Annotated in this window: 11 protein-coding genes; 6 read left to right on the top strand and 5 right to left on the bottom strand. The window is 67.0% G+C overall.

The window, feature by feature from the left end:
• Positions 1-6 precede the first annotated feature (6 nt).
• Both CDO44_RS22235 and CDO44_RS22230 read right to left on the bottom strand, forming a co-directional pair.
• Entirely contained in the window at positions 7-1,155 is a 1,149-nt protein-coding gene (locus tag CDO44_RS22235) for a PrpF domain-containing protein (protein WP_087782441.1), read from the bottom strand.
• Positions 1,142-1,900, bottom strand: a complete 759-nt coding sequence (locus CDO44_RS22230; RefSeq protein ID WP_087782440.1) for an RNA methyltransferase — start codon at positions 1,898-1,900, stop codon at positions 1,142-1,144. Before CDO44_RS22230 ends, CDO44_RS22235 begins: the two co-directional genes overlap by 14 nt.
• A 53-nt stretch (positions 1,901-1,953) precedes the next feature.
• Between CDO44_RS22230 and CDO44_RS22225 the strand changes: the two genes are divergently transcribed.
• From CDO44_RS22225 to cls, 4 genes are all read left to right on the top strand, one after another.
• Positions 1,954-2,769 carry an inositol monophosphatase family protein gene (locus CDO44_RS22225; RefSeq protein ID WP_087782439.1) on the top strand — a complete coding sequence of 272 codons (816 nt, stop codon included), beginning with the start codon at positions 1,954-1,956 and terminating at the stop codon, positions 2,767-2,769.
• A 148-nt stretch (positions 2,770-2,917) separates the two neighbouring features.
• Positions 2,918-3,730 (top strand): undecaprenyl-diphosphate phosphatase, encoded by an 813-nt coding sequence (locus CDO44_RS22220; RefSeq protein ID WP_087782438.1) that lies wholly within the window; start codon positions 2,918-2,920, stop codon positions 3,728-3,730.
• An 11-nt stretch (positions 3,731-3,741) separates the two neighbouring features.
• Positions 3,742-4,329 carry a GTP cyclohydrolase II gene (gene ribA / locus CDO44_RS22215; RefSeq protein WP_087782437.1) on the top strand — a complete coding sequence of 196 codons (588 nt, stop codon included), beginning with the start codon at positions 3,742-3,744 and terminating at the stop codon, positions 4,327-4,329.
• Positions 4,330-4,338: 9 nt separating this feature from the next.
• Complete coding sequence (gene cls / locus CDO44_RS22210) at positions 4,339-5,778, top strand: cardiolipin synthase (RefSeq protein WP_087782436.1); 1,440 nt, start codon at positions 4,339-4,341, stop codon at positions 5,776-5,778.
• 464 nt (positions 5,779-6,242) lie between these two features.
• On the opposite strand, the gene CDO44_RS22205 is transcribed toward cls, so the two are convergent.
• Positions 6,243-7,904 (bottom strand): Na+/H+ antiporter, encoded by a 1,662-nt coding sequence (locus CDO44_RS22205; RefSeq protein WP_087782435.1) that lies wholly within the window; start codon positions 7,902-7,904, stop codon positions 6,243-6,245.
• Between the two features lie 31 nt (positions 7,905-7,935).
• On the bottom strand, positions 7,936-9,522 hold the full coding sequence (gshA, locus tag CDO44_RS22200) for a glutamate--cysteine ligase (RefSeq protein ID WP_087782434.1): 1,587 nt from the start codon (positions 9,520-9,522) through the stop codon (positions 7,936-7,938).
• A 316-nt stretch (positions 9,523-9,838) separates the two neighbouring features.
• On the opposite strand from gshA, the gene CDO44_RS22195 reads away from it, so the two are divergent.
• Positions 9,839-11,407 (top strand): gamma-glutamyltransferase family protein, encoded by a 1,569-nt coding sequence (locus tag CDO44_RS22195; RefSeq protein ID WP_087782483.1) that lies wholly within the window; start codon positions 9,839-9,841, stop codon positions 11,405-11,407.
• Positions 11,408-11,510: 103 nt separating this feature from the next.
• Positions 11,511-11,852, top strand: a complete 342-nt coding sequence (locus tag CDO44_RS22190) for a hypothetical protein (RefSeq protein WP_087782433.1) — start codon at positions 11,511-11,513, stop codon at positions 11,850-11,852.
• Between the two features lie 40 nt (positions 11,853-11,892).
• Here CDO44_RS22190 and CDO44_RS22185 read toward each other — a convergent pair whose 3' ends face one another.
• Positions 11,893-13,191 (bottom strand): solute carrier family 23 protein, encoded by a 1,299-nt coding sequence (locus CDO44_RS22185; RefSeq protein ID WP_087782432.1) that lies wholly within the window; start codon positions 13,189-13,191, stop codon positions 11,893-11,895.
• Between the last annotated feature and the right edge of the window lie 22 nt (positions 13,192-13,213).

Genomic DNA, 13,213 nt, shown 5'->3' with positions numbered 1-13,213 from the left:
GGGCAATCAGCACAGCCGTCCCGGCCCGGCGGGCACATGGACCCAGCCGCTCATCAGGCAGCGCGCCGTGCGCGAGACGGTGGCGCGCTCCAGCCCCCACCCCGCTCCCTTGGGCACCACCGTCGCCCAGGCCGCCTGCACGCCGCTGGCATGGCCGATACGGGTCGCCACGCCGGGCAACGTGCGGGCCACCTGGGACACGACCGAGCCCGGCACCGCGGCCGCGACCGCCAGCGAGATGGCGCTTCGCGTGCCGAAGCCCCGCTGCATGTGGCCGTCGGCGATGCCGCGCGCCAGCACGTCGATGCTGTCGCGCGGAATGTCCCCCCCGCTGGCGCTCTTGTAGGACATCGGCGGCGCCACCCACACCAGCCTGGGCAGAGGCGCGCCGGCCTTCTCGGCCCGCGCCCGGGACATCAGTCCCATCGCGACGGCGCCTTCGATCCGCACGGTTTCCAGCCGCGCCAGCGTCTTGGCGTCGCGGTTGAACGCATCGGGCTTTTCGCGGCCGTTCAGGCCCAGGTCCGAGGCCCGCACGAAGATGGTGGCTTCGTCGGTGCGGATCAGGCTCACGGGCAACGCGCCGACGCCGTCGATCTCGAGCGTGTCCTGGACTCGGCCGGTGGGCAGCAGGCTAGTGGATCCGTCATCGATGAAATCCAGCCGCACCTCGGCCGCCGGGAATGGCACGCCGTCCTCGGTGAAAACGCCGTCCTCCATCACTTCGCCGCCGCGCACCTCGACATGCGCGGCCAGCCAGCGGCCTGGATGCGGCTGCCAGATCCGGACCACCGTCGTCCCTTCGCGCGGCGCTACCAGGCCCTGCTGGATGGCGTACGGGCCCACGGCTACCGCCAGGCTGCCCCCGTTGGCGGACCAGTCGATGACCGGACGGTCGATGGCCACCTGGCCGCACCGGTACTCCACGTCGCAATCGTCGCGGCTGGAGGCGTCGACCACCACGACCTTGCTGGTGGACGGGCTGGCCCCGCCCATGCCGTCGGCCTGGCGCGAATAGGGATCCGGGCTGCCCAGCACGCGCAACAGGACCCGGTCGCGCTGCTCCGGATCGCGCGGCAGGTCCCGGGCATTGAAAAATACGCCCTTGCTGGTTCCGCCACGCATGTAGACGGCGGGAATCTTAAGAACTGCCATGGGAAATCTTTCGGGACTGCGCGATCATCGCGGTGCAAACACCGCGCAACAGGTCGGTTTCCTCCCGGCTGAGGCCCGCCCGCGCAAAAAGGTGCCGCATCCGCGGCATGAGTTTCTTGGGATGCCGGGGATCGAGGTAGCCCACGGCGATGAGCGCCTCTTCCCAGTGCGCCAGCAGGGCCTCGACGGCCTCGCCGGAAGCGGGCTCGGCGCGGGGGCCGGCGACGGCCAGTTGCTCGGCGCCGAGCAGCGCATAGCGCAACTCGTAGGCGGCCAGCTGCAGCGCCTGGGCAACGTTGAGCGACGAGTACTCGGGATTGGCCGGAATGTGGCAGATCCGGTGGCACAAGGCCACCTGCTCGTTGGTCAGGCCCGAGCGTTCGGTGCCCAGCACCACGGCGGCCTGCGCGCCGGCATGGCCGGCGAGATGGTCGCGGACCAGCTCGGCGGCCTGCCGCATGTCGCAGGCCGGCGGGCCCAGATCACGCAGGCGGGCGGTCATCGCGAAGGCCATGGTCACGGGCGCCAGGGCCTCTTCCAGCGTGGCGCAGACCCGCGCGGCCGCCAGCACGTCGGTGGCGCCGCTGGCCAGCGCGAGCGCCTCCGGATGGTTCGCGGCATCGGCCACGCGGGGATTGACCAGCACCAGGCGCGAGAACCCCATGGTCTTGAGCGCCCGTGCCGCCGAGCCCACATTTCCGGGGTGGCTGGGCTCGACCATGACGAAACTGACTAGGGAAAGCATGTGTCCTTTAAACTAGAGGGGTTTCACCATATTCCTAGCCCATCGGCCTCCTTATGCATCCCATGCTCAACACCGCTGTCAAGGCGGCCCGGCGCGCAGGCGCCATCATCAATCGCGCCAGCCTGGACCTGGATCTGGTCAAGGTGTCTCAGAAGGGACCGGGCGATTTCGTGACCGAAGTCGACAAGGCCGCGGAAGCAGCCATCGTTGACATTTTGAAGACAGCCTACCCCGAACACGGAATTCTAGCCGAAGAGTCCGGCGAAACCCCGGGCGCGGCCGACGCCAAAGGCCAGCAGGAGAACCTCTGGATCATCGATCCGCTGGACGGCACCACCAATTTCATCCATGGCATGCCGATCTACGCCGTCTCGATCGCGCTGATGCAGCGCGGCCAGGTCACCCAGGCCTGCATCTTCGATCCCTCCCGCAACGAACTCTTCACCGCCACGCGCGGTGCCGGCGCATTCCTGAACGACCGCCGCATCCGCGTGTCGCGCCGCACCCGCATGCCCGAGACCCTGATCGGCACCAGTTTCGCGCCCGACCCCAGCGGCAAGCGGCTCGCCTTGTGGACCAAGACCTTCGGCCAGATCTCGGCCACGACCTCCGGCGTGCGCCGCCAGGGCTCGTCGGTGCTGGAACTGGCCAACGTCGCCGCCGGCCGGCTCGACGGCTACTACGGCTGCGGCCTGAAGCCCTGGGACCTCGCCGCCGCCAGCCTGCTGGTGCTCGAGGCGGGCGGCCTGATCGGGGATTTCGACGGCGAACAGGGCTGGATGCAGAGCGGCGAGGTGGTTGCCGCCACGCCCAAGGTCTTTCCGCAGCTCCTGACCCTGCTCGAGCCGCTCAAGGAAGCCCGCGACTGATCCCCTGCCGGGGATGGTTCCCCGTTAGCTCTACAATGGCACCGGCTTCGCGCGCCTTCCGCGCGGGTCGGCGTCTCCCGCCGGCTGCGCGTCGGCTCGACGGCGAGCCGCTCCCGTCCACACCGTCCGCCCCCGGACGCCGATACTCATGACCGAAAACTCGCTTTACCTGCTCAAAGCTTTCTTCCTCGGCATCATCGAGGGCCTCACCGAATTCCTGCCCGTTTCCAGCACGGGGCACCTGATCCTGGTCGGCGACTGGATCCAGTTCTTCTCGGGGGATGCCAAGGTATTCGAGGTCGTCATCCAATTCGGCGCCATCCTGGCGGTCATCTGGATCTTCCGCGAAAAGGTCGCGCACATCCTGGGCGGCATACTCACCGGCGACAAGTTCTCGCTGAAGTTCGCCCGCAACATCTTGATCGCCTTCCTTCCCGCCGCCATCGTCGGCGTGACGTTCCTGAAAGAGATCAAGACCGTCCTCTTCAATCCGGGCGTGGTGGCCACGACCCTGATCATCGGCGGCTTCATCATCCTGTGGGTGGAACGCAAGCCGCAGTCGGAAGTCAAGACGCCGAACATCGGCGAGATCACCTGGTTCCAGGCGCTGATGGTGGGCCTGGCGCAATGCGTCGCGATGATCCCGGGCACCTCGCGCTCGGGCGCCACCATCATCGGCGGCATGGCCGCCGGACTCAAGCGCACTACCGCCACCGAGTTCTCGTTCTTCCTTGCCATGCCCACGATGCTGGCCGCATCGGTCTACGATGCCTGGAAGAACCACGAATCCCTCACCAGCAACGATGTCACGGCCATCGCCATCGGCTTCCTGGCGGCGTTCGTCGCGGCGCTGCTCGTGGTGCGGGCCTTGATGCGGTTCGTCGCGAACCACTCGTACCGGGTATTCGGCTGGTATCGTATCGCCTTGGGACTGGTCATCGTCGTCTGGATGCTGGTCTGATCGGAACAACCATGGTCACCATCAAGAACCGCGTCGTGATTCCTCTCGAAGAGGGAGGAACGCCGCCGGAATTCGTCACTTTCAACGGCTTCGCGGAAGAACACGTGGCCATCGTGTTTCCGCAGCTCAAGCCCGGCAATACGCCGCCGCTGGTCCGCGTCCACTCGGAATGCCTGACCGGCGACGTATTCGGCTCCCAGCTCTGCGATTGCGGTCCGCAATTGCACGAGGCTTTGTCGTGCTTCTCGCGCGAGGGCGGGGTCCTGCTGTACCTGCGGCAGGAAGGCCGGGGCATCGGCCTGTATGCCAAGCTGTCGGCCTACGCCCTGCAGAAAAAGGGCCTCGATACCTTCGAGGCCAACCGCCACCTGAACCTGCCGGAAGACGCCCGCAGCTTCGAGCCGGCCGCGCAGATGCTCAGGGCCCTCGACGTCACTCGCATCCGCCTCCTGACCAACAATCCCGACAAAGCGAGCCAGCTCGAGGAGCACGGCATCGAGATCGAGAGCATCATTCCCACGGGGGTCTACCTGAACCCGAACAACCGGCGCTATCTCGAAGCCAAGGTCCGCCACAAGAAGCACACCATCCCGTTATAAGCGCGCGCGATGGCCAATGCCGAGCTCCAGCACCACTTGGTCAATGCCTGGTCCGTGGGCTGGGCGCTCTATATCGGCACCGTCACCGTCTGGATCGTGCTGCAGCGGCGCCCGCCGCTGTCCACCGTACTGTGGATCCTGGTGCTGGCCCTGCTGCCTTACGTCGGCTATATCGTCTACTACTTCCTCGGGCCCCAGCGCCTGAAGCGCCGCCGCATCAAGCGCCTGCGCAGCCGCCTGCTGATCGCCAGCCAGACCGAGCGCGCACTGCTGCGCGAACACGAGCACCAAATCCCCCCGACGGTGGCGCGCATGGCGGCGCTGGGGCGAACCGCCTGCGACATTCCGCTTTCCTCGGCTACCGACGTGCGCCTCCTGGTGGGCGGCGCGCAGACCTACGACGCTTTCGTGGAAGCGATCTGCGCCGCGCGCGAGCACATCCACGTCGAGTTCTACATTTTCGATCCCGACCGCATCGGCACCGCCATCCGCGACCTCCTGGCCGAAAAGGCGCGCCAGGGCGTGGCCGTGCGGCTGCTGGTGGATGCGCTGGGATCGGACCGGCTGGGCCGGCGCTTCCTCGCGCCGCTGCGCGAGGCGGGCGCGCAGGTCGGTTTTTTCCACAATGTGCGGATCGGCCGGCGCTGGCGGCCGGTCACCAACTATCGAAACCACCGCAAGATACTGATCTGCGACGGCAAGCTGGGCTTCACGGGCGGCCTGAACGTCACCGACGACGAGGACGAGCGCACGCGACCGGACGCCTATCACGACGTGCACTTGCGCATCGAAGGCGGCGCCGTGCGCTGGCTGCAGATGGTGTTCCTGGAGGATTGGGCCTACGCCACCAAGCAGCGCACCGACGACCGGGAGTTGGACGCGCTGCTGCCCGAGATGCCGCCTGGCGAGCATCATGTGCAGATATTGACGTCGGGCCCCGACGACCCCCGCCAGGCGATCCACCGCATGCAAGTCGCGGCCATCCATGCGGCCACCGAGCGGGTGTGGCTGACCACGGCCTATTTCGTCCCTAGCGAACCGGCCCTGATGAGCCTGACCAGCGCCGCCCAGAAAGGCGTGGACGTTCGCCTGCTGGTCCCGCGCCGCAGCGACTCGCTGGTGGTGACGGCGGCCTCGCGCTCTTATTTCGACGAATTGCTCGAGGCCGGCGTCAAGGTCTGGGAATACCAGGACAGGATGCTGCACTCCAAGACACTCCTGGTCGACGACACTTATTCGTTCATCGGCACCGCCAATTTCGACAACCGCAGCTTCGAGCTGAACTTCGAGGTCATGGCCCTGGTCTATGGCGAAACCATGGCGCGCCAGCTGGGCCGCCAGTTCGAGCTGGACTTGCGCCAGGCAGCGCGCGTCGCCAAGGACCGGGAAACCCCCTTCCCCCGCCGGCTGTTCGATTCCTTCGCACGGCTGTTTTCGCCCATGCTCTAGGGGGGGTCAATTGCTGGAGAGTTGAGTTCTTGATCCGTCCTTGGCCGGTGTGGCGGGGCGCCCCCTATCGGGGCGCAGCGAAGCCGGCCCCGGCTTTGCCGGGACTTCCCGGAGTTGGCGCGGTCGGCGGGGCGGGCGTGAACTCGCGCGGGGACAGTCCCCCGGACTGTCCCTACTGCCGCGCTCAGACATGCACGCCCTTGCTTCCCCGCCGACCGCGCCAACTCCGGCGGCTCCGAATGCGCCCCGAGAGCGGGCCGCCCCACCACACCGGCCAAGGACTACGGCGGTGATGAGCGACGATCGCCAGATGGGATACGGCGAGGTTCCATCCAATTCGACAAAACGACCGCACTGAAATCCATTGATCTGCATGCCTAACGGTGCAGGTCTTGCGCGGTACGCCGGGGCCGTGTTAGGGACCAAAACCCCGACATGAATCACGCCCCGCCTCTAGGGCCTGTTCAATGCTTGCTGACCAGCGGCCCCGCCAGCCAGCTCTCGGCCAGATCCACGTCGCGCAGCAATACCGTGAACACGTCGTCGTCGATCAGGTGGGCGTCGCGCAGCCGATGCAGCTCGGTGCGTTGCGCATAGATGGCCGCCATGCGCAGGTCGCGCTCGAAGTTGCGATGCAGGTTGGCTCGCGCGGCAATTTCGGTCGTATCGCTCTCGGCATCGATGCGATTGCGATAGACCTTCGCCAGGTCGGCGCCGACTTCGGCCAGTACGGCCAGGGATTCCTCGTTCAGCCCCTGGCGCATCCGCATCTGCGCCTGTTCCAGGCCGTCGAGCGCCGCGTGCGCCAGCCGCAGCCGCGCCGCGCGCTCTTCTTTGTCTTTCATGGTCTCGGCAGGCGTAGGAACCTTGGGCAGTACCAGGGGAAGCAGCGTGCTCCCCACCAAGAGCGAACAAAGGATGACGCCCGTGGCGAGGAAGATCAGCAGGTCGCGGCCGGGAAACGGCGTGCCGGCCGAGATTTCCAGCGGTACGGTCAGCACGCCGGCCATCGTGATCGAGCCGCGCACCCCGGACAGCGAGGTCACCAGCAGCACCCAGGCATTGACGGGGCGCACGGGCGACCCTTGCAGCAGCATCCGGAAGCTCTTCAGATGGTAGGTCACCCAGACCCACAGGAAGCGCAAGGCGATCAGCACCAGCGTGATCGCCGCCACGTAGACGAACAGGTGCCACACCGGGACGTTGCCGGCCGCCTGCGCATCGACCTGCGCAAGGCCGACCACGCTGGGCAACTGCAGCCCCAGCAGGATGAAGGTCATGCCATTGAATACGAACTCGAGCATGGACCACACGCTGTTGCTCTGCAGGCGCATGGCCGAGGATCCCTGCCCCGAATCGGTGTAGGTCATGGCGATGCCCGCGGCCACGGCCGAGAGGATGCCCGAGACCCCGAAATGCTCGGCCACGAGGTAGGCCGCAAATGGCGTCAACAGCAACAGGACGACCTGGATGGCGGGTTCGTCGTCGGTCCATTGCGCCACCAGCTTGCGCCCCAGGCTCAGCACCCAGGCCAGGGCCGCGCCCACCGCCAGCCCGCCGACGGCGATGATGACGAAGCTCAGGCTCGCCTGCCACAGCGAGAACGACCCGGTAAGCACCGCGGCGATGGCGAACTTGAACGCCACCAGGCCCGATGCGTCATTCATCAGGCTCTCGCCTTCCAGCACATGCTGCAATTTGGGCGGCAAGCGGTTCTTGCCGACGATGGCCGATACCGCCACCGCGTCGGTCGGCGACAGCACCGCGCCCAGGGCGAACGCCACCGGCAGGGAAATGGCGGGGATCAGCCAGTGGATGAAATACCCCACGCCGACCACTGTAAAGAGCACCAGTCCCAGGGCAAGCGCCAGGATCGGGCCGCGCAGCTGATACAGCTGGCGCTTGGGGATCCGCCAGCCGTCCACGAAGAGCAAGGGCGGAATGAAGAGCAGCAGGAACAGCTCGGGATCGAACCTCACCTTCAGGCCGAAGGCCGGTGCCGCAAGCAGCGCGCCGATCGCGATCTGGAACAGGGGCAGCGGCAGCCGGACCGGCGAAAGCCTGGACAGCACCCCCGACATCGCCACGGCCAGCAGCAGGACGAGTACGGTGAAGACGATTTGCATGGGCTTCCGCGCCTCGGCCTCTTCCTGGCGCCTATTGGCGCCCCAGGAGACCTGCCTGGTAGGCAGCCACGAACTCCCCGAAGTCGCCCGTCTGCATCCGTTCCAGCTCGCGCTGCTCGGCCAGCGACTCGGCGGCCAGGCGCCGGAACCGGGCGAGTTGCTCGCCGGCGCAGGGCTGGCTGCGGAAATGCTCGGCATGGCGGCGGCTCAGGTCGAGCATGAAGGCCTGGAACGTCATCCCGCTCGTACGCAAGGATTCCAGCACGCGTGCCGACGGCGTGAGCTCCGGCGCCTCGACCTTGGCCCGCTGCGGCGCAATCGACGCCGAATAGCCGGTCTCGCCGTGGACGCGGTCGAGCAGCCCCGCGCAGTCGGCGATACGATCGAGCAATTCCTCCGCCCACGCGCGCAAGGGGATTGCATTGCCGTCGCGATTCAACGTCAATCCGGGCTGGCGTCCGCGCTTGACCACGGTGAGGAAATTGTCGGCGCTGCGCGAGCAATGCCCGCCCTCGGCGAACAGCGGACTGTCTTCCAGGGTGCAATACAGCAGGAACGCGTCGAGGAAGCGGCTGGTGGTCTCGTCTATGCCCACCGGCTGGAAGGGGTCGATGTCCATGCAGCGCACTTCGACATACTGCACGCCCCGCTCGGCAAGCGCCCGCAACGGCCGCTCGCCGCTGCGGGCCACGCGCTTGGGCCGGATGCTCGAATAGTATTCGTTCTCGATCTGCAGGATGTTGGTGTTGAGCTGCACCCACTGCCCGTCGCGCACGGTGCCGATCTTCTCGTACTCCGGCCACGGCGTGCTGACCGCCTCGTACAGACGCGCCACATAGGTCGACAAATCGTTGTAGCACGGCTTGAGCCCGGCCTGCGCCTTGTTCTGGTACCCCAGGTCGCTCATGCGCAGGCTGGTGGCGTACGGCAGGTATAGCGTGCTGTCGTCCAGGCGTTCGAGCTGGTGCGCGCGCCCCTGGAGGAAATCCACCGATAGCGCGGGCGACGCGCCGAACAGATACATCAGCAGCCAGCTGTAGCGGTTGAAGTTGCGGATCAGCGCCACGTACTTGGCCGACTGCCGGTCCTTGGAGGACATGCCCGCCGGCTCGCCGGGATCGGCCAGCAGCGGCCAGAAGTCCTCGGCGAACGAGAAGTTGTAGTGAATGCCGGCGATGCACTGCATGGCCTTGCCATAGCGATAGGCCAGGCCGCGCCGATACACGTGCTTGAGCATGCCGATGTTGGACGATCCGAACCATGCGATCGGTATGTCCTTTTCGGGCGGCAGCCCACAGGGCATGGACTGGTTCCACAGCATTTCGCGATCGAGCTCGCTGTAGACGAAACGGTGGATGTCCCGCAGCTCGCCGAGCAGCGATTCATGGCCGGCATGAGTAGCCGTGATCAGCTCGATCAAGGCTTCGGAGTAATCGGTGGTGATGCTGGAATGCGTCAGGGCGGCACCGAGGCCGGCGGGATGCGGCGTCATCGCCAGATGCCCTTCGGCGTCGACCCGCAGGCTTTCTTTTTCTATGCCATGCAGTCGGCGCGCCAGCACCGCGCGGTGCGCGGGCTGGTCGAGCAACGCCAGGCGGCTGTCTAACAGATCACTCACGGATATCCTTGAATTCGCGCGGCGGCGCTACGGCGCGCGCCGGTATGGGCGTGTTTATATCCCAATTGCGGCCCACGCGCCTACGCCGCAAGGCGGCACATTATAGGTGGCGGTCCGCCCGGGCCCGGAATTCCCTTACATGACCTCGTTCAATTCGGCATGGCTCGCCGTACAGCATACCTCGCCGCGCCCCGGCCTTACGCGAGGGACATGACCGCGGGCCGAGTCTGGGCCACAATCGGGCTTTCCACCCGCCCGGATCGCGCCCATGCCATCCTCCCCGTTCACTCCCAATCCCGTCCGCGGCAGCCGCGCCATGGCAGTCGCCCCCCATGCGCTCGCCTCGCAAAGCGCGCTGGCGGTCATGCGCGAAGGCGGCAACGCGGTCGAGGCGATGATCGCGGCCGCCGCCACCATCGCCGTCGTCTATCCCCACATGAACAGCATGGGCGGCGACGGTTTCTGGCTGGTGAGCCGCCCCGGGCACCCGCCCCTGGCGCTTGAAGCCTGCGGCGCCGCCGCGGCGGCGGCCGATATCGGCGCCTATCGCACCCGCGGGCTCGAGGCGATCCCGTTCCGCGGCGGCCTGGCGGCCAACACCGTCGCCGGCACCGTTTCCGGCTGGGACGCCGCCTACGCCTGGTCGCGCGAAAACCTCGGCGGACGCCTGCCGCTGCAACGGCTGCTGGGCGACGCGATCGACTATGCGCGGCGCGGCATGCCTGTCACGACCAGCCAGGCGGCATGCACTTCGACCAAGCGGGAGGACCTGCTGGCCGTCCCCGGCTTTGCCGAAACGTTCCTGGTCGACGGCCAGGCGCCCGCGCCGGGCGCCCTCTTCCGCCAGCCGAGGCTGGCCGTCACGCTGGAGCAGCTCGCGCGGGCGGGCCTGGACGACTTCTACCGCGGCGACCTCGCGCAAGTCCTGGCGCGCGACCTGGCCACGGCGGGCAGCCCCCTGACAGCGTCCGACCTGGCCGCGCACCGGCCAGTGTGGAAAAAAGCCCTGGTACTGGAACACTCCCGCGGCAAGGTCTACAACGTCCCCCCGCCCACCCAGGGCCTGGTGTCTCTGCTGATCCTGGGCCAGCTCGATCGCCTGCTGGAAGCGGTAGCCGACCCCACGGGCGCCGACTACGTCCACCTCTGCACCGAAGCAACCAAGCTCGCGTTCGGCATCCGCGACGCCCACATCACCGACCCCGCGCACATGGACGTCGATCCGCAATCGCTGCTGGATGCCGGGCGGCTCGATGCAATGGCCGCCAAGATCTCGAGGGACCGCGCCGCGCCCTGGGGCAAGGGCAAGGGGCCGGCCGACACGGTGTGGATGGGTGCCGTCGACGCGCATGGCGTTGCGGTCAGCTTCATCCAGAGCATCTACCACGAATTCGGCAGCGGCGTGGTGCTGGCCGAATCGGGCATCAACTGGCAGAACCGGGGGTGCAGCTTTTCGCTCGACCCTGGCAGCCGCAACCCGCTCATGCCTGGCCGCAAGCCCTTCCACACCCTGAACCCGGCCATGGCTCATCTAGACGACGGCCGCACGCTGGTCTACGGCAACATGGGGGGCGACGGCCAGCCGCAATCGCAAAGCGCGGTATTCACCCGCATCGTGCAATTCGGCATGAATCCCCAGGCGGCGGTGGATGCGCCGCGCTGGCTCCTGGGCCGCACCTGGGGCCAGACCTCCGATACGCTCAAGCTCGAGTCGCGCTTCGCGCCAGGGGTGGCCGACGCGCTGCGCGGCCGTGGCCACGAGGTGGAGATCCTGCGTCCGTATGACGAAACCATGGGACATGCCGGCGCGATCCTGCGGCATCCGGACGGTACGCTCGAGGGCGGCGCGGATCCACGCAGCGACGGCGCCGTGGCGGCCTGGTAGCCCGATTACCAAACGACAAGATTCCACGTAAAACCTTACACAGCCGGGGCGCAAAGCCGACTAGATTGAAAGGCGTGGCGTTTTCGTTACCAAGGAGTACGCAATGAAAAAGCTCGTCTTGGCTATCGGTCTGGCCGGTTGTTGCGCCGCCGCATACGCCCAGCAGGCCCCCACGCGGGAACAGGCCACCCAGGCCTTGCAGAACGCGATGCATCGGGAAATCCAGTCGATGAACAACCAACAGGGGTTCGATGGCCCGGCCGCCACCAACATGGCGCGCTCGCTAGAGGTCAAGTCCCTGGACAACTGCACGCCCGCAAGCCAGAGCGTGACCTGCGATGTCACCACCAGCGCCGATGTGAAGGGCAACCGGCGCGAGGGCAAGCACCGCTACGAGTTCTATCAGCAGGGAGGCCGTTGGGAGGCCCGGCTGCCGGCATCGTGACGCGCCGGCCGGCTGGCAAGGCGCCAGCCGGCCGCCTGCCTCAGTCCTTGCCGCGTCCCGCCAGCAAGGCGTTGAGCAGGATGGCGCCGAAAGTGGCGGTACCTATCCCGCCCAGCGCGAAGCCGCCGAAATGCAGCGTGAAGTCGCCCGCGCCCAGGACCAGCGTGACCGCGGCCACGATCAGGTTGCGATTGTCGGAGAAATCGACCCGGTTTTCGACCCAGATGCGGGCCCCCGCTATCGCGATCAACCCGAACACCACGATCGACACGCCACCCAGCACCGCCGCCGGGATGGTCAGGATGACCGCGCCGAATTTCGGTGAAAAGCCCAGCAGGATGGCGATCAGCGCGGCAATGACGAACACCAGCGTCGAATAGATGCGGGTGACCGCCATGACGCCGATGTTCTCGGCATAGGTGGTCAGCCCGGTTCCGCCGACGCTGCCCGACAGCATGGTGGCCAGCCCGTCTCCGACGAAGGCGCGGCCGACGTAGCGGTCGAGGTTGTAGCCGGTCATGGCGCTTACCGCCTTGATGTGGCCAAGGTTCTCGGCCACCAGGATCACCGCCACCGGGGCGATCAGCACCATCGCATCCAGCTTGAAGACGGGCGCCGTGAAGCTGGGCAGCCCGAACCACGCGGCCTGCGCGACCGGCGCGAAGTCGATGGGCTTGCCCAGGCCCATGCCGTTGGTCAGTACGGCATACACCGCGTAGGCAAGCAGCAGGCCGACCAGGATCAAGAGGCGCTGCAACATGCCACGCGTAAACACCGCAACACCGCCCACGCACAGCACGGTCGCCAGGGCCATCCACCCGTCGAAGCCATTGGCCGAGACGCCCTTGACCGCGATCGGCGCCAGGTTCAGGCCGATCACGGCCACCACGGCGCCCGTGACCACCGGCGGCATGAGCCGCTCGATCCACCCCGTTCCCGCCGCCATCACCACCAGCCCGATCAGGGCGTAGAGCACGCCGCAGGCGATGATGCCGCCCAGCGCCACGGCAATATTGCCGTTCAGGCCGGATCCGCCGTATCCGGTCACGGCGATGACGAGGCCGATGAAGGCGAAGCTCGAACCCAGGTAGCTCGGCACCCTGCCTCCCACCACCAGGAAAAAGAGCAGCGTGCCGATGCCCGACATGAAAATCGCCAGGTTCGGATCGAAGCCCATCAGGAGAGGAGCAAGCACCGTGGACCCGAACATGGCGACCACGTGCTGCACGCCCATGGCCAGCATCGGCGGCCAGGGCAGTCGTTCGTCGGGCGCGATGACCCGCCCCTGCTGCAAGCTGCCGGCCTGCTCGCGCCAGGCCGGAAAATAGGAACCCGCCATAGATACACTCCCTCGCATTATT

The organism is Pigmentiphaga sp. NML080357, from assembly GCF_002188465.1.
Classification (GTDB): domain Bacteria; phylum Pseudomonadota; class Gammaproteobacteria; order Burkholderiales; family Burkholderiaceae_B; genus Pigmentiphaga.
This window is presented reverse-complemented; position numbering and strand designations above follow the sequence as displayed.